This is a genomic window from Nocardioides pyridinolyticus, assembly GCF_054653575.1.
Map to the genome: position 1 here is coordinate 32,956 of NZ_BAAIFY010000023.1, position 24,960 is coordinate 57,915.

The 24,960-nt window shown below is 72.3% G+C and carries 26 protein-coding genes; 19 read left to right on the forward strand and 7 right to left on the reverse strand.

Features of this window, described 5'->3' with window-relative positions:
- Positions 1-3: 3 nt before the first annotated feature.
- The 7 genes from flgK (at position 4) to ACYQ0U_RS17715 (ending at position 5,567) form a co-directional block, all read left to right on the forward strand.
- Positions 4-1,398: a flagellar hook-associated protein FlgK gene (gene flgK, locus ACYQ0U_RS17685; protein ID WP_459975198.1), complete on the forward strand. Its 1,395-nt coding sequence runs from the start codon at positions 4-6 to the stop codon at positions 1,396-1,398.
- On the forward strand, positions 1,395-2,315 hold the full coding sequence (gene flgL / locus ACYQ0U_RS17690; RefSeq protein WP_459975199.1) for a flagellar hook-associated protein FlgL: 921 nt from the start codon (positions 1,395-1,397) through the stop codon (positions 2,313-2,315). The genes flgK and flgL overlap by 4 nt, the downstream gene beginning before the upstream one ends.
- 7 nt (positions 2,316-2,322) lie before the next feature.
- Positions 2,323-2,742: a flagellar assembly protein FliW gene (gene fliW / locus ACYQ0U_RS17695; protein ID WP_459975200.1), complete on the forward strand. Its 420-nt coding sequence runs from the start codon at positions 2,323-2,325 to the stop codon at positions 2,740-2,742.
- Positions 2,743-2,779: 37 nt separating this feature from the next.
- Positions 2,780-3,040 carry a carbon storage regulator CsrA gene (gene csrA, locus ACYQ0U_RS17700; protein ID WP_459975201.1) on the forward strand — a complete coding sequence of 87 codons (261 nt, stop codon included), beginning with the start codon at positions 2,780-2,782 and terminating at the stop codon, positions 3,038-3,040.
- A gap of 89 nt (positions 3,041-3,129) precedes the next feature.
- Positions 3,130-4,716, forward strand: a complete 1,587-nt coding sequence (locus tag ACYQ0U_RS17705; protein ID WP_459975202.1) for an MDR family MFS transporter — start codon at positions 3,130-3,132, stop codon at positions 4,714-4,716.
- Positions 4,717-4,774: 58 nt separating this feature from the next.
- Positions 4,775-5,230, forward strand: a complete 456-nt coding sequence (locus ACYQ0U_RS17710; protein WP_459975203.1) for a MarR family winged helix-turn-helix transcriptional regulator — start codon at positions 4,775-4,777, stop codon at positions 5,228-5,230.
- 169 nt (positions 5,231-5,399) lie between these two features.
- A complete protein-coding gene (locus ACYQ0U_RS17715) occupies positions 5,400-5,567 on the forward strand; it encodes a hypothetical protein (RefSeq protein ID WP_459975204.1) in 168 nt (55 codons plus the stop codon).
- Here ACYQ0U_RS17715 and ACYQ0U_RS17720 read toward each other — a convergent pair.
- From ACYQ0U_RS17720 to ACYQ0U_RS17730, 3 genes are read right to left on the reverse strand one after another with little or no spacing between them, the layout of a single operon-like run.
- Complete coding sequence (locus tag ACYQ0U_RS17720; RefSeq protein WP_459975205.1) at positions 5,564-7,150, reverse strand: glycoside hydrolase family 13 protein; 1,587 nt, start codon at positions 7,148-7,150, stop codon at positions 5,564-5,566. The two genes, ACYQ0U_RS17715 and ACYQ0U_RS17720, sit on opposite strands and share 4 nt — an antisense overlap.
- A gap of 27 nt (positions 7,151-7,177) precedes the next feature.
- Positions 7,178-7,918, reverse strand: a complete 741-nt coding sequence (locus ACYQ0U_RS17725; RefSeq protein ID WP_459975206.1) for a hotdog family protein — start codon at positions 7,916-7,918, stop codon at positions 7,178-7,180.
- Positions 7,919-7,978: 60 nt separating this feature from the next.
- Entirely contained in the window at positions 7,979-9,301 is a 1,323-nt protein-coding gene (locus ACYQ0U_RS17730) for a cryptochrome/photolyase family protein (RefSeq protein ID WP_459975207.1), read from the reverse strand.
- Positions 9,302-9,347: 46 nt separating this feature from the next.
- On the opposite strand from ACYQ0U_RS17730, the gene ACYQ0U_RS17735 reads away from it, so the two are divergent.
- Both ACYQ0U_RS17735 and ACYQ0U_RS17740 read left to right on the forward strand, forming a co-directional pair.
- Positions 9,348-10,034: an iron-dependent transcriptional repressor DtxR gene (locus ACYQ0U_RS17735; RefSeq protein ID WP_459975208.1), complete on the forward strand. Its 687-nt coding sequence runs from the start codon at positions 9,348-9,350 to the stop codon at positions 10,032-10,034.
- A gap of 135 nt (positions 10,035-10,169) precedes the next feature.
- Positions 10,170-10,523, forward strand: coding sequence for a hypothetical protein (locus ACYQ0U_RS17740; RefSeq protein ID WP_459975209.1), 354 nt, complete (start codon positions 10,170-10,172; stop codon positions 10,521-10,523).
- Here ACYQ0U_RS17740 and ACYQ0U_RS17745 read toward each other — a convergent pair.
- Together ACYQ0U_RS17745 and ACYQ0U_RS17750 are read right to left on the reverse strand one after the other, a co-directional pair.
- Complete coding sequence (locus ACYQ0U_RS17745) at positions 10,516-11,328, reverse strand: Sir2 family NAD-dependent protein deacetylase (RefSeq protein ID WP_459975210.1); 813 nt, start codon at positions 11,326-11,328, stop codon at positions 10,516-10,518. The two genes, ACYQ0U_RS17740 and ACYQ0U_RS17745, sit on opposite strands and share 8 nt — an antisense overlap.
- Positions 11,329-11,346: 18 nt before the next feature.
- On the reverse strand, positions 11,347-11,616 hold the full coding sequence (locus ACYQ0U_RS17750) for a DUF2277 domain-containing protein (protein WP_459975211.1): 270 nt from the start codon (positions 11,614-11,616) through the stop codon (positions 11,347-11,349).
- Between the two features lie 44 nt (positions 11,617-11,660).
- Between ACYQ0U_RS17750 and ACYQ0U_RS17755 the strand changes: the two genes are divergently transcribed.
- Together ACYQ0U_RS17755 and ACYQ0U_RS17760 are read left to right on the forward strand one after the other, a co-directional pair.
- Complete coding sequence (locus ACYQ0U_RS17755) at positions 11,661-12,809, forward strand: saccharopine dehydrogenase family protein (protein WP_459975212.1); 1,149 nt, start codon at positions 11,661-11,663, stop codon at positions 12,807-12,809.
- An 87-nt stretch (positions 12,810-12,896) separates the two neighbouring features.
- Complete coding sequence (locus ACYQ0U_RS17760) at positions 12,897-13,139, forward strand: DUF6458 family protein (protein WP_459975213.1); 243 nt, start codon at positions 12,897-12,899, stop codon at positions 13,137-13,139.
- A 138-nt stretch (positions 13,140-13,277) separates the two neighbouring features.
- On the opposite strand, the gene ACYQ0U_RS17765 is transcribed toward ACYQ0U_RS17760, so the two are convergent.
- Positions 13,278-14,156 carry a LysR family transcriptional regulator gene (locus ACYQ0U_RS17765; RefSeq protein ID WP_459975214.1) on the reverse strand — a complete coding sequence of 293 codons (879 nt, stop codon included), beginning with the start codon at positions 14,154-14,156 and terminating at the stop codon, positions 13,278-13,280.
- Positions 14,157-14,317: 161 nt separating this feature from the next.
- On the opposite strand from ACYQ0U_RS17765, the gene gabT reads away from it, so the two are divergent.
- Genes gabT through ACYQ0U_RS17780 form a run of 3 tightly spaced genes read left to right on the forward strand, consistent with a single transcriptional unit; the run spans position 14,318 to position 18,431 of the window.
- On the forward strand, positions 14,318-15,649 hold the full coding sequence (gene gabT, locus ACYQ0U_RS17770) for a 4-aminobutyrate--2-oxoglutarate transaminase (RefSeq protein ID WP_459975215.1): 1,332 nt from the start codon (positions 14,318-14,320) through the stop codon (positions 15,647-15,649).
- A complete protein-coding gene (locus ACYQ0U_RS17775; RefSeq protein WP_459975216.1) occupies positions 15,646-16,977 on the forward strand; it encodes a Glu/Leu/Phe/Val family dehydrogenase in 1,332 nt (443 codons plus the stop codon). The genes gabT and ACYQ0U_RS17775 overlap by 4 nt, the downstream gene beginning before the upstream one ends.
- Positions 16,974-18,431: an NAD-dependent succinate-semialdehyde dehydrogenase gene (locus ACYQ0U_RS17780; RefSeq protein WP_459975217.1), complete on the forward strand. Its 1,458-nt coding sequence runs from the start codon at positions 16,974-16,976 to the stop codon at positions 18,429-18,431. Before ACYQ0U_RS17775 ends, ACYQ0U_RS17780 begins: the two co-directional genes overlap by 4 nt.
- Positions 18,432-18,516: 85 nt before the next feature.
- Here ACYQ0U_RS17780 and ACYQ0U_RS17785 read toward each other — a convergent pair whose 3' ends face one another.
- Complete coding sequence (locus tag ACYQ0U_RS17785) at positions 18,517-20,004, reverse strand: PucR family transcriptional regulator (protein ID WP_459975218.1); 1,488 nt, start codon at positions 20,002-20,004, stop codon at positions 18,517-18,519.
- 220 nt (positions 20,005-20,224) lie between these two features.
- Here ACYQ0U_RS17785 and torT point away from each other — a divergent pair, with 220 nt between their 5' ends.
- The 5 genes from torT (at position 20,225) to ACYQ0U_RS17810 (ending at position 24,960) form a co-directional block, all read left to right on the forward strand.
- Positions 20,225-21,328, forward strand: a complete 1,104-nt coding sequence (gene torT / locus ACYQ0U_RS17790) for a TMAO reductase system periplasmic protein TorT (protein WP_459975219.1) — start codon at positions 20,225-20,227, stop codon at positions 21,326-21,328.
- A 77-nt stretch (positions 21,329-21,405) separates the two neighbouring features.
- Positions 21,406-22,935 carry a sugar ABC transporter ATP-binding protein gene (locus ACYQ0U_RS17795; RefSeq protein ID WP_459975220.1) on the forward strand — a complete coding sequence of 510 codons (1,530 nt, stop codon included), beginning with the start codon at positions 21,406-21,408 and terminating at the stop codon, positions 22,933-22,935.
- Positions 22,932-23,960 carry an ABC transporter permease gene (locus ACYQ0U_RS17800; RefSeq protein ID WP_459975221.1) on the forward strand — a complete coding sequence of 343 codons (1,029 nt, stop codon included), beginning with the start codon at positions 22,932-22,934 and terminating at the stop codon, positions 23,958-23,960. The genes ACYQ0U_RS17795 and ACYQ0U_RS17800 overlap by 4 nt, the downstream gene beginning before the upstream one ends.
- A gap of 6 nt (positions 23,961-23,966) precedes the next feature.
- A complete protein-coding gene (pxpA, locus tag ACYQ0U_RS17805) occupies positions 23,967-24,689 on the forward strand; it encodes a 5-oxoprolinase subunit PxpA (RefSeq protein WP_459975222.1) in 723 nt (240 codons plus the stop codon).
- Positions 24,690-24,714: 25 nt separating this feature from the next.
- Complete coding sequence (locus ACYQ0U_RS17810; RefSeq protein WP_459975223.1) at positions 24,715-24,960, forward strand: acetyl-CoA carboxylase; 246 nt, start codon at positions 24,715-24,717, stop codon at positions 24,958-24,960.

The following is a 24,960-nucleotide window of genomic DNA, read 5'->3' on the forward strand; positions in this document are numbered from 1 at the left end:
GTCATGTCCTCGTTCGGGTCCCTCAACTCCGCGCTGACCGCGCTGCGCTACCAGCAGGTCGCGCTCGACGTCGCGAGCAACAACGTCGCGAATGTCGGGACGGACGGCTACGTCCGTCGCCGCGTCGTCGCCGAGACCATCGGCGGCTCGATCACCCCGGCCCTCTGGTCACGACCGGCGCCCCCCGCCGGCGGTGTCCAGCCGTCCGGCATCGACCGGATGACCGATGCCTTGCTCGACTTCCGGGTGCGGCGCGAACACGGACGGCAGACCTACCTCGACGTGAAGGCCGACTCGTTGCGCCGGATCGAGACCGGACTCGCCGAGCCCGGCGACTCCGGGGTCGCGGCGGCGCTGGCGGACCTCCGCAAGACCCTCGCGGACGCCGGCAACGCTCCCGGTAGCCACGCGGCCCGCAGCCAGGTGCTGACCGCGGCCGAGACGTTGGTCGACGCGATCCGGCTCCAGGCCGCCCACCTGTCCGACGAGGCCGTCGACCAGCGGTCGCATCTGGATGCGACCGTGACCGAGGCGAACGCGGTGGCCGCCCAGTTGGCCGCCACCAACCGAACGATCGCGACCGCGCGCAGCGGCGGGAACGACGCCAGCACCCTGCAGGACGAGCGCGACGCCCTCGCGCTCCGGCTCGCCGAGCTCACCGGCGCCACCGCGACCATCCAGCCCGACGGGAGCATGCGGGCCGTGTTGGGGGACAAGGCGCTGGTCGAGGGCGCCCGGGCCGGCGAGCTCGCGGCAGCCGCCAGTCCGGTCACCCTCACGCTGGCTCCTGCGGACGGGTCCGCGACCGCCGACATCGCCGGAGACCTGGGTGGCGGCCTGGGGGCGACGCTCGAGCTGATCACGACCGTGATCCCGCGCTACCTGGCGGACCTCGCCGGCGTCGCCATGGACCTCGCCGACCACGTGAACACCGCACACCAGTCCGGATGGGACGCCACCGGCGCCCAGGGCGGAGAGCTCTTCCAGTACGACGGCACCCTCCAGCCCGCGGGCATCCTGGGGTCGCTGAAGGTCGCCATCGGCGACCCCGCTGAGCTCGCGCTGTCGCTCGCCGCCCCGAGTTCGCCCGGCGTCGGGAACCTGGACGGCAACAACGGTGCCGCCCTGGCCGCCGCGGTCGACGTCGACGACGACTACCAGCGACTGGTCAACGGCTTCGGCAGCCAGGTGGCCTCGGCCCAGGCGCTGGCCCGCAACCAGCAGGCGCTGACGGCCCAGGTCGACTCGGCCCGCGAGCAGCTCACGGGGGTGAGCCTGGACGAGGAGACCGTCAACATGCTGTCGGCGCAGCGGGCCTACGAGGCCGCCGCCCGGGTGATGACCACGGTCGACTCGGTCCTCGACACCCTGATCAACCGGACCGGGGTGACGCGATGAGCACCGTGCGCATGACGCAGGCCATGATGAGCCGCCAGGCGATCACCGGCATGCAGACCGGGCTCAACCGGCTGGCCCAGGTGCAGGAGCAGCTGTCGACCGGGCGCATCCTCAACCGCCCCTCCGACGACCCGACGGCCGCGACGTCGGCGATGCGGACGCGCGCATCGATCGCTGCCCAGCAGCAGTTCGTCCGCAACGCCGACGACGCTCTGGGCTGGCTGAACCAGATCGACTCGACGCTGCGCAGCGTGACCGACCAGGTGCGGCGCGCCCGTGACATCGCGCTCCAGGGCGCGAACACCGGTGCACTGGGACCCGACGCTCGCGAGGCTCTGGCGCTCGAGGTGGAGCAGATCAGGGCCGGCCTGGGGTCGACCGCCAACGCGACGTACATCGACCGACCGGTCTTCGCGGGGATCGCGCCCGGAAGCAAGGCCTACGTCACCGACCCGGGCACCGGTGTCGTCACGCACGTCGGCGCGCCCATCACCGGCACCAGCGCCGGCGTGGTGCGGACCGTCGCGGACGGCGCGCAGGTGCGAGTAGACGTCGAGGGGCCCACCGTGTTCGGCAGCGACGGCAGTTCCCTCTTCGACCACCTGACGGAGCTGGCCGCGGCCCTGCGATCCGGTGTGACCGACGACATCTCGGCCTCGCTCGGGGACCTGGACGCCGACAGCAAGCGGATCGTCAACGTCCAGGCCGACATCGGCGCGCGCACCAAGCGCGTGGAGCAGGCGCGCACCGCGGCGCTCGACGCCGGCCTGCGGCTGACGTCGTCGCTGTCGGAGCTCGAGAACACCGACATCGTCAAGGCCACCGTCGACCTCCAGCTCCAGGAGGTCGCCTACCAGGCCGCGCTGGCGGCCACTGCCCGTGTCATGCAGCCGAGCCTGCTCGACTTCCTGAGGTGATCCGCTGATGACTCCGACGATGTCCCCGAGGGCGGCCGACGAGGCCGACGTCCCCGTGATCGAGATGGTCCGGCCGATGCCGGGCTTCCCGGAGCAGCGCCGCTTCGCGCTGGTCCGCCTGGACGAGGCCGGCGACCTGTGCAGCCTGACGTCGCTCGACGACCCCGAGCTGCGCTTCCTCGTGGTGCCGCCGACGCGGTTCTTCCCCGACTACGCCCCCGAGGTCGCGGAGGACGTGGTCGCCGACCTCGAGATCGGGTCGCCCGAGGACGTGCTGCTCCTCGTGGTGCTGAAGGCCGGCACCTCGCTCGCCTCGACGACCGCCAACCTCGCGGCGCCGGTGCTGGTGAACCCGGCCACGCGTCGGGCCGGCCAGATCGTCCTGGACGAGCCCGGGCTGCCGCTCGCCGCGCCGCTCATCGCGTGAGGCCCGGCCCCACACCCACGCCCGGTAGCGTGGGCACATGCTGGTTCTGAGTCGTCGCCCGGGGGAGAGCGTCGTCCTCGGCGATGACGTCACGATCACGATCCTCGAGGTCCGAGGTGATGTCGTGCGGGTCGGCATCGACGCGCCGCGGTCGCTCAAGGTCCACCGCGCCGAGCTGCTCGAGCAGCTCCAGGAGGAGAACCAGCGCGCCGCGTCGCCGAGCGAGGACGTCGTGGCCAGTCTGGCCAAGGAGCTGGGCACGGATCCCGACAGCGGGTCCGGCCCCCGCACCGACTGAGAGCACGGGCCGGCATCGTTGCCGGCGTCAACGATCGGGAATACAGTTGACCTCAGCAACCTTATGACCCCGTGAATCGAGCAGCTCCCGTGGCCTCAGCGTCCGAACCCACCGAGATGACCCACCGGCAGATCCTGGAGGCCCTCAGCGGCCTCCTGCTGGCGATGTTCGTCGCGATGCTGTCCAGCACCGTCGTCACCAACGCCCTCCCGGCGATCGTGAGCGACCTGCACGGCAGCCAGACCGGCTACACGTGGGTCGTGGTCGCGACCATGCTCGCGATGACGGCGACCACGCCGATCTGGGGCAAGCTCTCCGACCTGTTCAGCAAGAAGCTGCTCGTCCAGCTGGCGCTGCTGATCTACATCGCCGGCTCGGTGATCGCGGCGTTCGCGCCCTCGATGGAGGTGTTGATCGGCGCCCGCGTCGTCCAGGGCCTCGGCGTCGGCGGCCTCACCGCGCTCGTGCAGGTCGTCATCGCCACGATGATCTCCCCGCGCGAGCGCGGCCGGTACGCCGGCTACCTCGGTGCGGTCTTCGCCCTGGCCACCGTCAGCGGACCGCTCATCGGCGGCGTGGTCGTCGACTCCACGCTGGGCTGGCGCGGCTGCTTCTTCATCGGCCTGCCGTTCGCCGTGCTCGCCTTCGTCCTCCTTCAGAAGACCCTGCACCTCCCGGTCGTGAAGCGCCCGGTGCAGATCGACTACCTCGGTGCGACCCTGCTCGTCGCCGGCGTCTCCGTCCTCCTGGTGTGGGTCAGCCTGGCGGGCAACAGCTTCGACTGGGTCTCCGGCATCAGCGGCGTGCTCGTGGTCGTGGGTGCGCTGCTGCTCGGCGCGGCCGTGTGGGTCGAGGCCGCGGTCGCCGCGGAGCCGGTCATCCCGCTGCGTCTCTTCAAGGACCGCACGACCACCCTCGCCACCGTCGCCTCGGTGCTCATCGGTGTCGCGATGTTCGGCTCGACGGTCTACCTGAGCCAGTACTTCCAGACTTCCCGCGGCATGACGCCGACCGAGGCCGGCCTGATGTCGATCGCGATGGTCGGGGGCCTGTTCGTCTCCAGCGTCGTCAGCGGTCGGGTCATCACCGACACCGGCCGGTGGAAGCACTGGCTGGTCGGCGGCATGGTGTTCGTGGTGATCGGCCTCGGCCTGCTCGGCACCATCGACGAGACCACCAGCCTGGTCGTGATCGGCGCGTTCATGGCGATCCTCGGCGTGGGCCTCGGTGCCACCATGCAGAACCTCGTGCTCTCGGTCCAGAACAACGTCGCGATGTCGGACATGGGTGCCGCGAGCTCCGTCGTTGCGTTCTTCCGCTCGATGGGCGGCTCGATCGGCGTCTCCGTGCTCGGTGCGATCCTCAGCCACCAGGTGGCCGCGCAGGTCGCCGAGGAGTACGCCGCCGCACAGCAGCCGCCGTCGTTCGACGCCGGCAGCCACGCGGTGCCGGACGTGTCGTCGCTGCCCGGCTGGGAGCAGTCGATCTGGGAGCACGCCTTCGGCACGTCGTTCGGCCACATCTTCCTCGTGGCCGCGCCGCTCGCCCTGGTCGCGCTCGTCTGCGTGCTGCTGATCAAGGAGGTGCCGCTGCGCACCTCCAACCTCGAGACCGCCGAGCCCGCGGCGCCCGAGGTGGCCGAGCCGCGCCCCGCTGTCGCGAAGGCCGAGCGCTGACATGGCATCCGCTGACCAGCCGTCAACTGAGATGCTGGGCCATGTGGAAGGCACCAGCGTGACCACCTCCGTCGCCCGCGCCGAGCTGCTCGGCGGACTCGAGCAGCAGGTCGGCGTGATGATCCGCCGGATCCGCCGGGTCATCGGCGAGCGCGCCCGTGCCGTGCATCCCGAGCTACAGACCTCGTCGTACCTGATGCTCACCTGGCTCGGCCAGCACGGCGCCCAGCGGGCGTCGGCGATGGCCGAGGCGTTCGGCATCGACAAGGGCGCGATCAGCCGCCAGATCCAGCACCTCGTGGACCTCGCCCTCGTCGACCGTGCTCCGGACCCGGACGACGGTCGCGCGACCCTGATCTCGGCCACCTCCGACGCCATCGCCCGGATGGCCGCCGTCAACGACGAGCGCCGCGCCTGGCTGGACGACCGCCTCCGCGACTGGTCCGACGACGACCTCTCCGGCATGGTCGACCTGCTCGCCCGCTACAACGCGGCGCTGGACGCCCGGGGCTGACCGCTCCGCGCCCTGTCCCGGTGGTTGAGGGGCGCCTGGGGTGTCCGTGTGGCGCAATTGCGCTGTTTGGACCGTGCGGGCGGGGCGCTGTTTGGACGGTGCGGGCGCGGCGGTCAGGCGGTTCCATCGGCGCGGGGCCGGATCCGCGCCCGACCCGTGGCACGCCCAGGTGCGAGCCATCGTCGAGCGCGAAGGTGCCGACGCCCATCTGGCCGACTACCACGCGCGGCTCGTGACGCACCTCGCGCGGCGGCCGCACGCGGCGGCGATCCCGAGCATCGAGGGCGACGAGGACGCGACCTACCGAGCCATCGTCGCGTCGCTCGCTCGCGACTAGCCCAGCCACACCGCCGTGTTCGGAGGGAGCTCGGCGGACACGGGGCCGCTGGCCATCAGCACGTCGCCGGCGGGCAGTGCGACGGGGGCGGTCCCGCAGTTGACGACGGCGGTGACCGGGCCGCGGCGGAAGGCGACCAGGTCGGGGCCGAGGTCGAGGATCTCCACGTCGTCGCCCGCGGTGGTCGCGAAGGTACGCCGGACGGCGAGCGCCGCCCGATAGAACTCGAGCGTCGAGGCGTCGTCGCCGGTCTCGGCCTCGACGGTGAGCGGCGCCCAGTCCTCGGGCTGGGGGATCCACGGCTGCCCGGTCCCCGGGCCGAATCCGTACGGTGCCGTGGTGCCGCTCCACGGGATCGGGACCCGGCAGCCGTCGCGGCCGCCCTCGCCGGTGCGGACGAAGAGCGGGTCCGACCGGTGCTCCGGCGCCACCTCGACCTCGGGCAGGCCGAGCTCCTCGCCCTGGTAGAGGTAGGCCGAGCCGGGGAGCGCGAGCATCGACATGGTCGCGGCGCGGGCCCGGGCCAGGCCGACCTCGCCGCCGCCGTACCGCGTCACGTGACGGACCACGTCGTGGTTGCTCAGCACCCACGTGGGGGAGCCGCCGACCAGGCCGACGGACTCCATCGTGCGGGTGATGACCTCGGTGAAGTCCTCGGCCGACCACTTCGCGAGCAGCCAGGCGAAGTTGAAGGCCTGGCTGAACTCGTCCTCGCGGATGTAGCGGGCCATCGACTCGGGCGTCTGGGTCCAGGCCTCGGCGACGAACATCCGGTCGCCGTCGTACTTGGCCAGCACGTCGTGCCAGCGGCGGTAGACGTCGTGCACCTCGGGCTGGTCCCACATCGGCTCGTCGCGCAGGGAGCGCTCGACCATGGGGACGTCCGCGGTGGGCTCGGTCGGGTCGGCGTTGGTGTGGTCGCGCAGGCTCTCCTCCTTGAAGAGGCCGTGCGCGACGTCGACGCGGAAGCCGTCCGCGCCGCGGTCGAGCCAGAAGCGGAGCACCTCGACGAACATGTCGCCGACCTCGGGGTTGCGCCAGTTCAGGTCGGGCTGGCTGCTGTCGAACAGGTGCAGGTAGTACTGGCCGTCCTCGACCTGCGTCCAGGCGGCGCCGCCGAAGACCGACCTCCAGTTGTTGGGCAGCGAGCCGTCGGGCTTGGCGTCCCGGAAGATGTAGCGCTCGCGCTCGGGGCTGCCCGGCCCGGCGGCCAGCGCCTGCTGGAACCAGACGTGCTCGCTCGAGGTGTGGTTGGGCACCAGGTCCACGATCACCTTCAGGTTGAGCTCGTGGGCGCGCTCGATCATCGCGTCGGCGTCCGCGAGGGTCCCGAAGAGCGGGTCGACGTCGCAGTAGTCCGCGACGTCGTAGCCGTGGTCCTTCTGCGGCGAGGTGTAGAACGGCGAGATCCAGATCGCGTCGACGCCGAGGTCACGCAGGTAGGGCAGGCGCGAGGTGATGCCGGCCATGTCGCCCACGCCGTCGCCGTTCGCGTCGGCGAAGCTGCGCGGGTAGATCTGGTAGGTCACCGCGTGGCGCCACCACTCCTGGCGCGCGACGGTCTTTTGATCGTTCAAACCCATGCTCTCCATTCTAGGGAATCCGATGGGTCACGCGAAGTCGGCGGGGTTCACCGCCACCCACGTGTGCTCGGCGCGCGCGACCACCCGGCCGTCGCTGTCGTAGAGCGTGGCCGCGGTCCAGGTCTTGCGGCCCTCGCTGCCCCGGTCGAGGCCGACCACCACGTGCTCCTCGCCGAGCACCGGCAGCGCGTCGACGCGCGCGGTCATCCGACCCAGCACCATCATCCGCTCCTCGAGGTCGCCGGCCCAGCCGCCGACGCAGTCGAGCGCCGCCCAGGTCACCGGCAGCGTCGCGCGGCCCTCGGCGCCCGCGACGGACGCGTCCGGGGTCCACGTCGCCGCCGTCCGCGAGCTGCCCTCGCTGTCGGGCTCGACCTGCCCCGCGAAGATCCGCAGGCCGTCGCCCTCGGCCCGCCCGGTGCCGCAGGAGAAGCAGGTCGGGAAGGGGTGGAAGCCGTGGCCGGAGTACGCCGCCTCGGCGGCCCGCGCCCGCTCGGCGTCGACGGGATCCACGACGACCAGGTCGGCGTCGACGACCTCCGCCTGGGCGACGACGTGCTCGCCGTGCACGGCCTGGGTCACGCCGTCGCGCCGGGTGACCGTCATCGGCGTGTCCAGGGGCGGGGGCTTGCGCAGCGACACCGCGATCGACGGCCACGGCTCCTCGGCCTCGACGAGCGCGGCCAGCGCGCCGGCGGTCCAGCCGCCGTTGCCGCTCGAGGCCGGGCCGCAGAAGCGGCTCGGGACGATGAGTTCGGGCACAGGCACGGATCCGACGCTCGCACGCCGGGCGCGGTCAGGTCCACCCCGTCCGGGCCGCCCCCGACGTCAGCGGATCTCCTCCCACCGGTCGAGCGCCTCGCGGCGCTCGGCGGCGTGGTCGACGAGCGGCGCGGGGTAGCCGACCCGGTCGCGGTCCTCCGGGCCGGGGTCGTGCGGGTCGGCCACGTCGGCGAGCTCGGGCACCCATCGCCGCACGTACCCGCCGCGCGGGTCGAACTTGCGCCCCTGCGACGTCGGGTTGAACACCCGGAAGTACGGCGCCGCGTCGACGCCACTCCCGGCCGCCCACTGCCAGTTCTGCTGGTTCGACGCCAGGTCGCCGTCCACGAGCCGGTCCATGAAGTGCCGCGCGCCGTGCTGCCACTCGACGTGCAGGTCCTTGACGAGGAAGCTCGCGACGACCATCCGGACCCGGTTGTGCATCCAGCCGGTCGCGCGCAGCTGCCGCATGCCCGCGTCCACGAACGGGAAGCCGGTGCGCCCCTCCTGCCAGGCGACGAACGCCCGGCCGGGCCGGTCGTAGCGCATGCCGGCGTACTGGGGGTGGAGGTACTCCCGGGCGGTCTCGGGCCGCGCGGCCAGCACGTCGGCGAAGAACTCGCGCCAGGCCAGCTCCTTGCGGTACGTCGCCGCCCCGTCGCCGCGCAGCCGGGCCAGGTCGGCCAGCAGCGTGCGCGGGTGCAGCTCACCCCAGCGCAGGTGCACCGACATCCGCGAGGTGGTGTCGAGGTCGGGGCGGTTGCGCTCGTCGTCGTAGTCCGCGACCCGGTCGAGGAACGCCGCCCACTGCTCGAGCGCCGCGTCCTCGCCGGCGGGGGGCAGTTCCAGGTCGTCGGGGTGGCCGGGCTCGGGGAGGCCGTCGTCTCGGTCGAGCCGCAGCCACTCGACGTCCGGCGCCTCGACCGGAGCCCGCCATCCGTGGTCGGCCCACGCGCGGTGGTACGGCGTGAACACCTGGTAGGGCCCGCCCGCCCGGGTCGTCACGCGGCCCGGTGCCACCGCGTAGGGCGAGCCGGTCCGGGCCAGCTCGACCCCGTGCTCGGCCAGCGCCTCCTCGACCGCGGTGTCGCGGCGGCGGCCGTACGGCCCGAAGTCGGCCGCGACGTGCACGCGGTCGGCGCCGACCTCACGCGCGGCCTCCACCACCCGGCGTACCGGGTCGCCCTCGACGACGGCGAGCCCGCCGACGTCGTCGGAGAGCGACCGGAGGGAGGCGGCGAGGTAGCCGCGGCGGCCGGCCCCGGCCGGCTTCCACAGCGTGGGATCGAGCACGAACAGCGGCAGCACGGCTCCGTCGGCGGCCGCGGCGGCCAGGGCGGGGTTGTCCCGGAGACGCAGGTCGCGGCGGAACCACATCACGGATGGCATCCCGACCAGCCTGCCAGCCGATCGGTGGATGGGACAGAATGGGCGGGTGAGCGACCTGATCGACACCACCGAGATGTACCTCCGGACCATCTACGAGCTGGTCGAGGAGGGCATCGTCCCGTTGCGCGCCCGGATCGCCGAGCGGCTGCACCAGAGCGGGCCGACCGTGTCGCAGACTGTGGCGCGGATGGAGCGCGACGGCCTGCTCACCGTCGAGGGCGACCGGCACCTCCAGCTGACCGACGAGGGGCTGCGGCTCGCGACCCGGGTGATGCGCAAGCACCGGCTCGCCGAGCGGCTGCTCACCGACGTCATCGGCCTCGAGTGGGAGCTCGTCCACGAGGAGGCGTGCCGGTGGGAGCACGTGATGTCGGAGACGGTCGAGCGCCGCCTGCTCGAGCTGCTCGACCACCCGACCGAGTCGCCCTACGGCAACCCGATCCCCGGCCTCGACGAGCTCGGTGAGGTGCAGGTCGGCGAGGACTTCATGGACGGCGTCGAGCCGCTGTCTCAGGCCGCCGACCCGCAGGAGGGCCGGGTGCTGGTCCGCCGCATCTCCGAGGAGATGCAGAAGGACGAGGTCCTGATGAGCGCGATGCGCCGCGTCGGCGCGCTGCCCGACAAGACCGTCACCGTGGTCGCGACCGCGGAGGGTGTGCTCATCGGCTCCGGCGGCGAGAGCGCCGAGATCGTGCCGGAGGCGGCCGACCACATCTTCGTGCGACGACTCTAGGACCGGTCTGGACGAGGGTCCCCGAAAAGGGCGAATTTCCGTCGCTCCCTGCGGGGAGTTGTCCCGGACGGATAACTTGCACTGTCGGTCCGGGGGGACCGCGGCGCAGGGGTGGCGCCGAGCAAGGGGGATTTGATGGAGATCATCGCGCCGCGCGAGCTCGCGCGTGGCACGGACGACCGGCTCGTGGTCGTCGCGCACTCGCAGACCGACCTCGCCCGTGGGCTCGACCACGGGGAAGCCGTGATCCTGGTCGCCGAGGACGGTGAGCACCACGTCGCGCGCGTGACGGACATCGCGTTCGAGCTCGACGACACGATCTACACGATCGAGGTCGGCGGCCGCATCCCCGCCGACCTCGCCCAGGAGCGCGCGGCCGGCCTCGACCCGGCCAGGCACGACCTCCCGCTCCAGGAGATCATCGACCTCCTGCACGGCCTGCGGCGTCAGGCCGCTGCCCGGTTCGCTCCTGGTCTCGCCGTCACCTGACCGGTGTGCAGGACCCGGCGAGCTCCACGAGGAACTCGCTGCACCCGACGTCGACCGTGCAGGTCGCGAGCTCGTCGCCCCGGGTCGCGCCCCGGTTGACGATCGCCACCGGCACGCCGGCCTTCGCGGCCCGCCGGACGAACCGGAGGCCCGACATCACCGTCAGGCTCGACCCGGCCACCAGCAGCGCCCCGCCGGAGTCCGCGAGCGCGTCGACCGCCGCGTAGCAGCGCTCCACCCGCGGGGCCGGGACGTTCTCGCCGAAGAACACCACGTCCGGCTTGAGGACGCCGCCGCAGCCATCGCACCCCGGTACGACGAACCCGCCGGTCTCCTCGAGGTCGACGTCGCCGTCGGGGCGGACCGCGACGTCGGCGTACCGCTCCGCGAAGCCGGGGTTGAGCGCCTCCAGCCGCTCCTGGAGCGCGGCCCGCGGCGAGGTGGCCCGGCAGCCGAGGCAGACCACGTCCGCGACCCGCCCGTGCAGCGCCACCAGCCGCGGCGTGCCGGCCCGCTCGTGCAGGCCGTCGACGTTCTGGGTGATGAGCAGGTCGGGCGCGAGCGCGGCGAGCGCCCGGTGGCCGGCGTTCGGCTCGGCGCGACCCATCCGGCCCCAGCCGAGGTGGCTGCGCGCCCAGTACCGCTGCTGGGCGACCGGCCCGGAGACGAACTCCTGGTAGGTCATCGGCGTGCGCGCGGGGGAGCCCGGGCCGCGGTAGTCCGGGATGCCGGAGTCGGTCGACAGGCCGGCCCCGGTGAGCACCACCAGGGGACGGTCGCGCAGGAGGTCGAGCGCGTGGTTCATGCAGTTGTCACCGGGCGGTCACCGGGCGTACCGGAGCTCCGCGCGGGCCCGTGCCTTGGCCGCCTCGACCTCGCGGTCCTTCGGCGGCGCGGTGGTCACGAGGTCCTCGAGGAGGTGCTGGGTGATGTGGGCGATGTCGCGCACCGCCTGGTCGAACACCGCCTGGTTCGCCTGGCTCGGCTTCGTCGTGCCGCTCACCTTGCGGACGTACTGGAGGGCGGCCGAGGCGACCTCCTCCGACGTCGCCGGCGGCTCGAAGTTGTTGAGCGGTCGGATGTTGCGGCACATGCCCCGAGCCTACGTCGCGCGGCCGACCTGCCAGAGTGGTCCGCATGTCTCGCGAGTACGACGTCGTCCTGTTCGGCGCCACCGGGTTCACCGGGGGCCTGACCGCCGAGTACCTCGCCCGGCACGCGCCGAGCGGGCTGCGGTGGGCACTGGCGGGCCGCAATCGGGAGAAGCTCGAGGCCGTGCGCGACCGGCTGGGCGTCGACGTGCCCCTGCTGCACGCGGACTCGACCGACCCGGTCTCGCTGGCCGACGTCGCCGACGCGACCCGGGTCGTGATCACCACGGTCGGCCCCTACCTCGCCCACGGCGAGCCGCTGGTCGCCGCGTGCGCGGAGGCCGGGACCGACTACGTCGACCTCACCGGCGAGCCCGAGTTCGTCGACCGGGTCTACCTCGCCCACCACGCCACCGCCGAGCGGACCGGCGCCCGGATCGTGCACGCGTGCGGCTTCGACTCGGTGCCGCACGACCTTGGCGCCCTGCACGCCGTGCAGCAGCTGGCCGCGACCGGTCCGGTGCGGCTGCGCGGGGTCGTGCGCTCCGGCGCGATGTTCTCCGGTGGCACCTTCCACTCGGCGCTCGGCCAGTTCTCGCGGGCCCGGCAGATGCGCACGGCCCTGCAGGAGCGTCGCCGCGCCGAGCCGCGGCCGGAGGGCCGCAGGGCGCGGGCGGTGCAGGGCAAGCCGCGCCGCGACCCGGTCCTCGGCTACTGGTTGCTGCCGATGCCGACGATCGACCCGTTCGTCGTCGCGCGCAGTGCGGCCGCGCTGCCGGCGTACGGCCCGGACTTCTTCTACTCCCACTACGCCGGCACCAAGACGCTGCGGTACGCCGCCGGCGGCGTGGTCGCCGTGGCCGCCGTCTTCGGCGCGGCCCAGGTGCCGCCGCTGCGGAACTTCCTGCTGGGCAAGGTCCCGCAGGGCGAGGGCCCGGACGAGCAGCGCCGGTCGGCGTCGTGGTTCACCGTCGACTTCGTCGCCGAGGGGGACGGCCGGTCCGTGCACACCCGGGTCAGCGGCGGCGACCCCGGCTACGACGAGACCGCCAAGATGCTCGCCGAGTCGGCCCTGTGCCTCGCCCTCGACGACAACCCGGAGACCGCCGGGCAGGTCACGACGGCGCAGGCGATGGGCGACAACCTGCTCACGCGGCTCCAGGCCGCGGGGATCCGGTTCGAGGTCGTGGAGTAGGTCGTGGAGCAGGCCGCTGGTTTGCCGGTCGGCCCGATCGGTCACCTCCTTGTCAACGGTCGGGGGACCTGACAAGAGGAGATCGACATGGGTTACGGCGTAGGTGTGTTCCTGCTTGCCCTCGGGCTGATCCTGGCGCTCGCCGTCCAGGACGCGATCAGCGGTGTGGACCTGACCATGATCGGCTGGATCCTGGCCGCGGTCGGCTTGCTCGCGCTCGTCCTGACCGCGGTGACGCTCAACAGCCGCGGCAACGGGTCGCGCGTCCGCACCACCACCACGCACGCCGACGGCAGCCAGTCGGTGCGCGAGTCCCGCTCGGACATCTGATGGCCGCGCCGGCCGTGCACGAGCACGACTGGCACCTGAGCGAGGTGTGGCTGGAGGACGGTCACGCCACCGAGGAGTACGGCTGTGCCTCCTGCGGCGGCGTGATGTTCCGCTGACCGGCCCGGACGCCGACTCGGCTCAGCCGTAGCGCTCGGCCGTGAAGGCTGCGATCCGCTCGGCCATGTCGCGGAGCGTGGCGGCGGCGAGGTGGCGGCGGTCCCAGACCGCATGCAGGTCGAAGCGTAGGGACGCACCGTCGGCGTCGACGACCGGGAGCTGCCGCAGGTCGAAGCGGGGGTCGTCGGAGACCAGGGCGACGCCGCGACCGGCGGCGGCCAGTGCCTGTGCGACCGTCCCGTCGCTGGCCTCGACCCGGGTGCTCCAGGCGAGCGCGGCGCCGGCCGCGCCGGCGGAGTCGATGGCGGCGCGAGCCAGGAAGCCGCGGGGTGGCACGATCACGGTGGTGGTGCCGAGATCCTCGAGGGTCACGGTCGCCCGCGCGGCCCACGGATGGGTCGCCGGCACGTACGCCCACACCGGGAACGAGCCGACCCGCGCGCTGTCGAGCGCGCCGACCCCGGAGGCCGCGGTGACGACGAGGTCGGCCCCGCCCTCGACGGCGCGGGCCGCGTCCTGTCCCTCGGTCGTGCGGAGGTGCGGCGTCGGGTCGTCCGCGCGGAGGGTGGCGACGAACGGCGAGATGACGTCGGCCAGCGTGGTGGCCGACGCGGCGATCGTGATGTCGCGGAGCCGCCCCGCGGCGATGTAGCCGGCCGCGGACCGCAGCTCGGCCGCTTCGTCGAGGCAGCGGCGGGCCAGCGGCAACAGCTGCCGTCCGGCGGCCGAGAGCGACAGCCGGCCGCGGGCCCGGTCGAAGAGGGGTACGCCGAGCTCCGACTCGAGCTGCTGCAGCGTCCGTGACAACGCGGGCTGGGCGACGTGCAGGCCGGCGGCCGCGGCACTGACGGTGCCCCGGTCGGCGACGGCGACGAACGCGCGCAGGCTGCGTAGCTCCATGACGCCCCTTCTATGCCGTCACGGCATGGGATGTAGTCCGAACCAGTCTTGGACAGTCTAGGTCCGGGGGCGGACCATGGAGGGGACACCCCCAGGATCATCGCCGGCATCCGCACCGAAGGACACCCACGGGCGCGCCGCAGCACACCGAGGAGCAGCACGTGACCATCGCCCAGGAACGCCGACTCGTGACGCCGATCCCGGGACCGGTGTCCCAGGAGCTCGCCGCCCGCAAGCAGGCGGCGGTCGCCACCGGCGTGGGCGCGACCATGCCGGTCTTCGCCGCGGAGGCGGCCGGCGGGATCGTGGTGGACGTCGACGGCAACCACCTGATCGACCTGGGCTCCGGCATCGCCGTGACGACCGTCGGCAACAGCGCGCCGCGCGTGGTCGACGCCGTCCGCGAACAGCTCGGCCGGTTCACGCACACCTGCTTCATGGTCACGCCGTACGAGGACTACGTCGCCGTCGCCGAGAAGCTCAACGAGCTCACCCCCGGCGACCACGAGAAGACCACCGCGCTGTTCAACTCCGGCGCCGAGGCCGTCGAGAACGCCGTCAAGATCGCGCGCGTCCACACCGGCAAGGACGCGGTCGTCGTGTTCGACCACGCCTACCACGGCCGCACGAACCTCACGATGGCGATGACCGCCAAGAACATGCCCTACAAGCACGGCTTCGGCCCGTTCGCCGGCGAGGTCTACCGCGCGCCGCTGTCCTACCCCTACCGCGACGGCGAGCTCGGCGCCGACGGCGCGGCCGCGGCCCGTCGCGCGATCGACGTGATCGAGAAGCAGGTCGGCGCGAACAACCTCGCCGCGGTCGTCATCGAGCCGATCCAGGGCGAGGGCGGCTTCATCGAGCCGGCCACCGGCTTCCTGCCGGCGCTGGTCGAGTGGTGCCGCGCCAACGGCGTCGTGTTCGTCGCCGACGAGGTGCAGACCGGCTTCGCGCGCACCGGGGACCTGTTCGCCTGCAACCACGAAGGCGTGGTCCCCGACCTCATCGTCACCGCCAAGGGCATCGCGGGCGGCCTGCCGCTCTCCGCGGTCACCGGCCGTCGCGAGATCATGAACGACACCCACGTCGGCGGCCTCGGCGGCACCTACGGCGGCAACCCGCTCGCCTGCGCCGCCGCGCTGGGCGCCATCGAGACGATCGTTGAGGACGACCTGGTCGGCCGCGCCGGCAAGATCCAGCAGCTCATGCTCGGCCGGCTGCGCGACCTGCAGAGGCGCGACGACCGCATCGGCGACGTGCGCGGCCGCGGCGCGATGATCGCGGTGGAGCTGGTCCGCCCGGGGACCAGCGAGCCCGACGCCGATCTGGCCAAGAGCGTCGCGGCATACGCGCACTCGCGCGGCGTGATCGTGCTGACCTGCGGCACCTACGGCAACGTGATCCGCTTCCTGCCGCCGCTCACCATCTCCGACGAGTTGCTGAACGAGGGCCTGGACGAGGTCGAGTCCGGCCTCGCTGCGGTGGCCCGATGACGATCGCGCCGCCGGCGCCGCCGGCGCCGCCCGGAGCGGTCGACGAACCCGTCGGCGTACCCGTCGCCGTACCCGTCGCCGTACCCGTCGCCGGGCCGCTCGGCGACGCCCACCGGCAGCTCGCGGAGGCCGTGGCGCACCTCGGCTACGACGAGGGGCTCCACCACATGCTCGCCGCGCCGCGGCGCGAGATGACCGTCAGCGTCCCGCTGCGCCGCGACGACGGTTCGGTGCAGGTGTTCACCGGCCACCGGGTGCAGCACAACCTGTCCCGCGGCCCGGCCAAGGGCGGCCTGCGGTTCAGCCCGCACGTCGACCTCAACGAGGTCCGGGCGCTGGCGATGTGGATGACGTGGAAGTGCGCGCTGCTCGACGTGCCGTACGGCGGCGCCAAGGGTGGGGTCAACATCGACCCGCGGCAGTTCTCGACGGCCGAGCTCGAGCGGGTCACCCGCCGGTACACGTCCGAGATCGCCCCGATCCTCGGCCCGCAGCGCGACATACCGGCGCCCGACATCGGCACGGACGAGCAGACCATGGCCTGGATGATGGACACGTTCTCCGTCAGCCACGGCCACACGGTCCTCGGCGTCGTCACCGGCAAGCCGATCAGCCTCGGCGGCTCGCTGGGCCGCGCCAGCGCCACCTCGCGCGGCGTGGTCCACGTGGCGCTCCAGGCCCTGGCCCACCTCGGCATCGAGCCGGGGCGCGCGACCGCGGCGGTGCAGGGCTTCGGCAAGGTGGGCCGCGGCGCGGCGCGGTTCCTCCACGACGCCGGGCTGCGGGTGCTCGCGGCGAGCGACCAGTACGGCGCGGTGTGCGCTGCCGGCGGCCTGGACCTGCCCGCCCTCGAGGCGCACGTCGACGAGCACGGCACGGTCGTGGGGTTCCCCGGCTCCGAGCCGATCCCGGGCGACGACCTGCTCGAGCTCGACGTCGACCTGCTCGTGCCGGCGGCCGTCGAGGGCGTCCTGCACGCCGGCAATGCCGGCAACGTGTCCGCACGCGTCGTCGTCGAGGGAGCCAACGGTCCCACGACGGCCGACGCCGACGAGCTGCTCCGGGACAACGGCGTCCTGGTGGTGCCCGACATCCTCGCGAACGCCGGAGGCGTGCTCGTCTCCTACTTCGAGTGGGTGCAGGCCAACCAGGCCTACTGGTGGAGCGAGACCGAGGTCGAGGCCCGCCTCGCCGACCGGATGACCGCCGCCTGGCACCACGTCCTGACCGAGGCGGAGCGGCGTCGTACGACGCTGCGCACCGCCGCCACCTGCCTCGCGGTCCACCGGGTCGCGGAGGCGCACCGCCAGAGAGGGCTCTACCCGTGACCGACCGTGCCCAGCAGATCGACAAGCTCGACCCCGCCCACGCCCTCGTCATCGGCGGCGAGCGCCGCGCCGGCGCCGACGGCACCTTCGAGGTCGACGACCCGGCGACCACCGCCGCGATCGCGACCGTCGCCAACGGCGGCGTCGGCGACGCGACCGCCGCGGTCGACGCGGCCGCGGCGGCGTTCCCGGAGTGGAGCAGCACCTCGCCCCGGCAGCGCTCGGACGTGCTCCGCCGCGCGTACGAGGCGATGCTCGACGACAAGGACCGGCTGGTCGAGCTGATCAGCGCCGAGAACGGCAAGTCGCGCGCCGACGCGGCCGGTGAGGTCGTCTACGCGGCCGAGTTCTTCCGCTGGTTCAGCGAGGAGGCCGTCCGCCACGACAGCGCGTACGCCGAGGCGCCGGCCGGCGGCGTCCGCAACCTCGTCACCCACAAGCCCGTGGGCGTGGCCGCGCTCGTGACCCCGTGGAACTTCCCGGCCGCCATGGCGACCCGGAAGCTCGCCCCGGCCCTCGCCGCGGGCTGCACCACGGTGCTCAAGCCGGCCGCCGAGACGCCGCTGACCGCGCTCGCCGTGAGCGACCTGCTGCACGAGGCCGGCGTGCCGGCCGGTGCGGTCAACCTGGTCCCGACCCTCGACGCCGCGGGTGTCGTGAGCACCTGGCTGTCCGACGAGCGGGTCCGCAAGATCTCCTTCACCGGCTCGACCGGCGTCGGCCGGGTGCTGCTGCGCCAGGCCGCCGACCGCGTCGTCAACGCGAGCATGGAGCTCGGTGGCAATGCGCCGTTCGTCGTCGCGGACGACGCCGACCTCGCCGCCGCGGCCGACGGCGCGATCATCGCCAAGTTCCGCAACGCCGGTCAGGCCTGCACCGCCGCCAACCGGTTCTACGTGCACGAGTCGGTCGCCGAGCAGTTCCTCGAGGAGCTCACCGCGCGCACCGCGAGGCTGCGCGTCGGTCCGGCGGAGACGGGCGCCGACCTGGGCCCGATGATCACCCGCCGCGCGGCCGACCGTGTCGAGGCGGCCGTCGAGCAGGCCGTCGCCGAGGGCGCCACGGTGCGCTTCCGCGGCGAGCGGCCCGACGCCGCGGGCTACTTCGTCCCGCCGGTCATCCTCGATGACGTGGCTCCCGGCGCCTCGATCGTGGCCGACGAGATCTTCGGCCCGGTGGCGCCGATCGTCGTGTGGGGCACCGAGCAGGAACTGCTCGAGATGACCAACGCGAGCGAGTACGGGCTCGCGGCGTACGTCTTCTCGCGCGACCTCCAGCGGGCCATCCGGATCGCCGAGAGCCTCGACGCCGGCATGGTCGGCGTCAACCGTGGCCTGGTGTCCGACCCCTCCGCGCCGTTCGGCGGCGTCAAGCAGAGCGGCCTGGGCCGCGAAGGTGCCCACGAGGGGCTCAAGGAGTTCCAGGAGACGCAGTATCTCAGTGTCGGTTGGTGACCGGCCTGCGGAGACGTCACGCGGTGGCCGCGTGCCCGGGACGACGCTGCGACACCGTCCCGGACACGCGGCGCCGCACCGCGACTCAGCTCGTGCCGACGTCGTGCAGCCGGAGCGCCAGCGCTGCCGCCGTACGCCCGTCCAGGGTCTGGAGGTCGACCCCCATCAGTTTCTCGACCTGGATCAGCCGGTATCGCAGGGTGTTGCGGTGGATGTGGAGGGCAGCCGCGGCATCGGCCGGGCGCCCGTCGGCTCGGAGGTACGCGCGCAAGGTCTTCACCAGCTCGCTGTCGTAGCGGTCGTCGTGCTGCTCGACCGGGGCCAGGAAGTGTGCCGCTGCCCGCCGGGCACCCCGCCCCACCGCCGAGGCGACGATCGCCAACAGGTCGTAGGTCGGGATCTGCGTCGGTTCGGTCGCCTCGTCGATCCGGCTGCGGGCGGCGGCCACGGCCATCCGCAGCTCGTCGACGTCCGCGGCGGGCTCGGCGACGACGATCTGGCGCTTGCCGAACTCATGGCGGAGGTCCTCCAGCAGGCCGGCGTCGGTGTCCGGCACCGGGCGCTGCGCCAGGAGGAGCATCGCCTTCCCGCGGCGCACCTGTTGGACCGTCGACCAGTGCTTCTGCACAGCCAGACGCAGCCGGAACGAGAAGACCGACTGCTCGCGCCCGTCGAGGACGGCTGCCAGCACGAGCGTCGGGGCGTCGCTGGCGAGCCCGGCAACCCGCATCGCCCGGGAGAGGGTGGCGGTCGGCGTCGTCCAGTCGGTCAGTGCGTCCAGCAGCCGGCTCATGCGATCCGCGTTGCTGTCCTCCTCGGCCAGCCGCCGGGACAGGTCGATGGCGACGAGGGTGGAGGCCGCCGAGAGCACGGCCTCGGCGGTCTGCAGCGGCAGGGATGAGCGCGCCACGAGGACGTGGTCCCGGACGCCGGCTTGATCGAGCGGCATGACCCGGAGCTCGGCCTCGTCGGCTCGGTGCCCGGCGAGTGCAGCCTCGACCTCCCAGCGTGTCGTGGAGGGGTAGGAGGCGACGACAGCCCCGTCGAGGTCCAGGACCGCCGCCGTGCCCTCGATCTCCTCAGCGATCTGGCGCAACAGCTCGCTGAGACCGGCGCCGCCGGTGATGGCAGTGGCGAGCCGGGAGGCCAGGGCACCCGCCTTGCCGAGGTCCCGCAGCTGACCGGCCACGAGCGCGTCGGCGACGAACTGGGTGATCTTCACGAAGGGGACGTGGTACAGGACCTCGACCAACGGGAGGTCCGCGGCTCCGGCCGCCCTGGCGAGCGCGGGCGGCACGCTGGCGTGCCGCAGGCCGGTGGCGAACCCGACTGCGGACGTGGAGACCGAGAGGAGTCGTCCGACGAAGGCTTCCCATGCGTCGTCGTCATCGAAGGCGATGGCGCTGCCCGTCGTCAGCAGGAGCTCGCCGCCCGACAGGAACGGGGTGGGGTCGACGAGGTCGGAGGCCGCCACCCACCGGATGGCCCGGCCGAAGGCCGCCGGAGTCGCAGCGGCCACCAGAACGAGTTCGAGCGAGGGCTCCGCGATGAGCTGGCGGACGGTCAGGCTCACGGCTTCTCCTGGCGTTCGATGGTGACATGTTTCCGGGTCGTAACCGGCCGATTTCAGTCGATCTCGACCGTGCTCCGCGTCGTGCAACTGCACGATAGTAGGGACCTGCCTTTTGTGCAGGTGCTCATGGGAACTCCGCCTTCGACCGTGTTTCACTTCTGGCCGTTCGCCATTCACCGCCGCGTGGACACCGTCCCCGGCAAGAAGGAGGAGAGTGCCCGTGGCAAGGAAGCGTCTGGCTGCATTCACCGGATCGGCGGCCTTCGTGCTGGCCGTCAGCGCCTGCGGAGGCGGCGCCACCGACACCAGTGCGGAGGAGGCGCCGGCCGCCGACTGGGCGCCGGTCAAGGTCGACGTCTGGGAGGAGCTGTCGATGGACAGCGCTCGTTCCGTCGCCGACTACGTCCCCCTCGAGAAGGCCGACGAGCCTTGGAACCTGTGCGTCTCGGTCCCGCACATGAAGGACGCCTACTGGCTGGGCGTCGCCTACGGTGCCACCGAGCAGGCGAAGGAGCTCGGCGTCAACCTGTCGATCGTCGAGGCGGGTGGCTACGAGAACCTCCCCACGCAGATCTCGCAGATCGAGGACTGCGCCCAGAGCGCGGACGCCGTGATCATCGGCGCGATCTCCTACGACGGCATCAACAACACGGTGAGCCAGCTGGTCGAGGACGGCAAGCCGGTCATCGACGTCATCAACGGGATGTCGTCGCCGGATGTCACGGCCAAGTCGCTGGTGTCGTTCGGCGAGCTGGCGACCATCTCGGCGGAGTGGCTGGTCGAGGAGAGCGGCGGGGAGCCGATCAAGGTCGCGTGGTTCCCCGGTCCCAAGGGCGCGGGCTGGGCCGAGGCCGGCGAGGCAGGCTTCAAGGAGGCGCTCGAGGGCAGCGAGGTCGAGGTCGTCGACACCCTGTGGGGCGACACCGGCAAGGAGGCGCAGTCGACGCTCATCGAGGACGCCCTCGCAGCCAACCCGGACCTGGACTACATCGTCGGCACCGCGGTGACCGCGGAGGCGGCGGGCCCGATCCTGCGAGACCGCGGGCTCAGCGACCAGGTGGGGGTGGTGGGCTACTACTACACCCCGGGTACGCACCAGGGCCTGCTCTCCGGGAGCGTCGCCGCAGCGCCGAGCGACAGCACGGTGATCCAGGCGCGCATCGCCGTCGATCAGGCGGTCCGCGCGCTGCAGGAGGAGGAGCTGATGATCCACGTCGGCCCGCAGCTGGTCATGGTCGACGAGTCGGGCGTTGAGTCGTTCGACCGGGAGACCACCCTGGCGCCCGACGGCTGGAGCCCCGTCTTCAACGTCAGCGCCGACTGACCAACTCTCGACCAGCGGGGCGGGCCGGCTCTCTTGCTCGCCCGCCCCGCTCCACCGACGACAAGTAGGAGCCAGGGATGACCACCAGGGTCGACCGACCTGTCCTGCGCGCCAAGGGCATCACGAAGCGCTATCCCGGCGTCGTGGCCCTCGACCGGGTCGACTTCGAGCTGCGCCGCGGCGAGGTGCACGTGCTCTTCGGAGAGAACGGCGCCGGCAAGTCGACGATGATCTCGATGCTCGCCGGGGTGCAGTCGCCCGACGAGGGAACGATCGAGGTCGACGGGGTGCCGGTGCAGTTCGCCGACGTTGCCGCGGCTCGTCGAGCGGGTGTCAGCGCGGTCTTCCAGGAGTTCTCCCTGGCGCCCACCTTGACCGTGGCCGAGAACCTCGTCCTGGGTGACGAACCCCGGCGGTTGGGCCTGGTCGACCGTGGTCGGGTGCGGCGCACTGCTCGCGAGCGGCTCGACACGTTCGGGTTCCGGCTCGACCCGGGCGCGGTGGTGGAGTCCCTGACGCGCGCGGAGCAGCAGATGGTGGAGATCGCCAAGGCGTTTCGGCCCGAGCTCTCCGTGCTCATCCTCGACGAGCCGACCGCGTCGCTCACCGACCAGGAGTCCGAGCGTCTCTTCACGCTCATCGAGAGCGTCCGCGAGCGTGGGATCGGCATCGTCTACATCACCCACCGCATGGGCGAGATCCGCCGGCTCGCGGACCGCATCACCGTGCTGCGGGACGGTCGACTCGTGACGACCGTTCCCGGAGGCACCGCGGAGGACGAGCTCATCGGGTTGATGACCGGCCGCGTCGTGGACACGCTCTACCCCCCGCTCCCCGAGCCCGGCGACCAGCCGGTGCTCACGGTGACCGGACTCAGCACCCCGGCCTCCTCGGTCACCGAGGTGTCCTTCGAGGTCCGCGCCGGGGAGGTCGTCGGGCTGGCCGGACTGGTCGGATCCGGCAAGTCCGAGGCGGTCCGGGCGTGCTTCGGCCTCGAGCCGGTCACGGCCGGGCGGGTCGTCCTCGCCGGGCGTGACGTGACCGGCCGCTCGACGAACCGGATGCTCCGGGAGAAGGTGGTCTACCTGCCGAGTGACCGCAAGAAGGAGGGACTGTTCCTCGAGCGGCCGCTGCGCGAGTCGATCACCCTTCCGTGGCTGGGTCGTCAGGAGTTCACCCGCTCCAGGCTGCTCCGCCGCGGCATGGAGAGGCGCAGCGCGAAGGCGATGACCGAGCGGATGAACCTCAGCCCGGCCGACCCGGAACGTCCCGCCGCCGCCTACAGCGGCGGGAACCAGCAGAAGGGTCTGCTGGGCCGCGCCCTGATGGGTGACTGCGACGTCTACCTGCTCGACGAGCCCACGGTCGGGGTGGACGTCGGTGCCCGTGCGGCGATCTACCAGCTGATCGTGGACCTGGCTGGAGCCGGGCACGCGGTCGTCATCGTTTCCTCGGAGCTCCCCGAGATCCTCCATCTCTGCCACCGGGCCTACGTCTTCTCGCAGGGGCGGGTGACGGCTGAGCTGGCAGGTACACAACTGACGGAAGAGGCGGTACTGCGCAACATGGTGCACTGGGACGAGACACGAGGGGACGTGGTCGCATGAGCGCCCCCACCACTACGGCGCCGGCCCCCCCACGCACGCTCCTGGGGTCGCTGGCGAGGGCATTCGTCAAGGTCGGGGTCCTGCCGCCGCTGATGGTGGTCGCGGTGGTGGTCTTCACCATGCTGTCGGACAACTTCCTGACCCTGGACAACCTTCACTCGATGCTCCGCCAGAACTCCTACGTGATCATCGCGACGCTGGCGCAGTTCGCGGTGCTCCTCGCGGGGGGCTTCGACCTGTCGGTCGGCTCGATCACCGCGCTGGTCTCGGTCACCACCGCCATGTCGATGGCGGCGAACGCGGACGGTAGTCCCGCCACCGCGGTCCTCATCGGCGTCGGCGTCGGGCTGCTCGTCGGGCTGAGCGCCGGCCTGGTCAACGCGGCGGGCGTCGGTTGGCTCAAGGTCAATCCGTTCATCATGACCCTGGCGACAGCCTCGGTGTTCCAGGGCTGCGCCCTGCACCTGACCTCGGGCGTGCCTGTCTACGGGATGCCCTCGGAGTTCAGCCAGTGGCTGGGCTTCGGCGAGTGGTTCGGCATCGGCGTCTCGATCTGGGTGGCCGGGACGGCAGCGGTGCTGCTGTGGGTGTTCCTGACGTGGACCCGCTCCGGGCGGCACATCTACGCCGTCGGCTCCAGCCCGCACGCCGCCAAGCTCAGCGGGGTCCGTGAGGGGCGCGTGCTCTTCCTCGCGTACGCTCTCTCGGGCCTTCTCGCGGCGGTCGGCGCAGTGCTGCTGACCGCTCGCATCGAGACCGGCGAGGCGAACATCGGCGCCTCGCTGCCGCTGGAGACCATCGCGGCCGCCGTCATCGGCGGCGTGAGCCTGCGCGGCGGCAGCGGCAGGGTGTTGAACGCGGTTCTCGGTGCCGTCTTCATCGGGCTCGTCACCAACGGCATGAACCTGGCGCAGGTGACGTCCTACTACCAGATGATCGTTATCGGCCTCGTGCTCGCCTTCGCGGTCGTGGCCGACCGGATGCGTCAGCGCGTAGCCGCTGCCGCTCTCTCAGGAAGGGTGTGAACAACGATGGCTATCAGCCTCAACTCGGACATGGGGGAGTCCTTCGGACTCCACTCATTCGGGAACGACGACGGTCTCCTCGAGATCATCGACACGGCCAACGTGGCGTGCGGCTTCCACGCCGGTGACCCCTCGGTCCTCCGGGAGACCGTCGAGAAGGCGGTCGCGGCCGGCATCACCGTCGGCGCTCACCCCGGCCTCCCCGACCTCGTCGGCTTCGGTCGGCGGGAGATGAAGCTCACCGCCGAGGAGGTGCGCGACATCGTCCGCTACCAGGTGGGCGCCCTGGTCGGCTTCCTGTCGGCGACGGGAGCCCAGCTGGACCACATCAAGCCGCACGGCTCGCTGTACGGGATGGTGGCGCGGGACGAGGAGCTGATGGACGCGGTCTGCGACGTCGCCGTGCAGTACGCCGTCCCGGTCTTCGGCATGGCGGGCACCGCCCACGAGCGGGTCGCGGAACGCCGCGACGTGCCGTTCGTCGCCGAGTTCTACGTCGACCTTCCGTACCGCGCCGACGGGTCGCTCGTGATCGCCCGTCGCCCCCACGCCACGCCGGTGGCGGACGCCGTCGAACGCGCTCGCCTCGCCCTCACCGAGGGCGTCGCCGTGGCGCAGACCGGCGAGCGGTTCCCGATGCGGGTGGACAGCATCTGCGTGCACTCGGACACCCCCAACGCGATCGACGTGGCCGCAGCCGTGCGCGGCGTCATCGCCGACTGTTCCTGAACCCCTCCCCCGAAAGGAAAGAACCATGGCTGAGCACACCGTGCAGTCCCCGCTTCCCGGCGTCTTCTACCGCAGGCCGGCTCCTGACCAGCCGGTCTACGCCGAGATCGGCGCCGCGGTGACATCGGACCAGACGATCGGTCTGGTCGAGGTCATGAAGCAGTTCGCCGAGATCAAGGCCGGGGTCGACGGCACGATCGTCGCCTTCTTGGTCGACACCAATGGCGTGCTGGGCCCTGGCGACGCCATCGCGACGATCGAGACCGCCTGA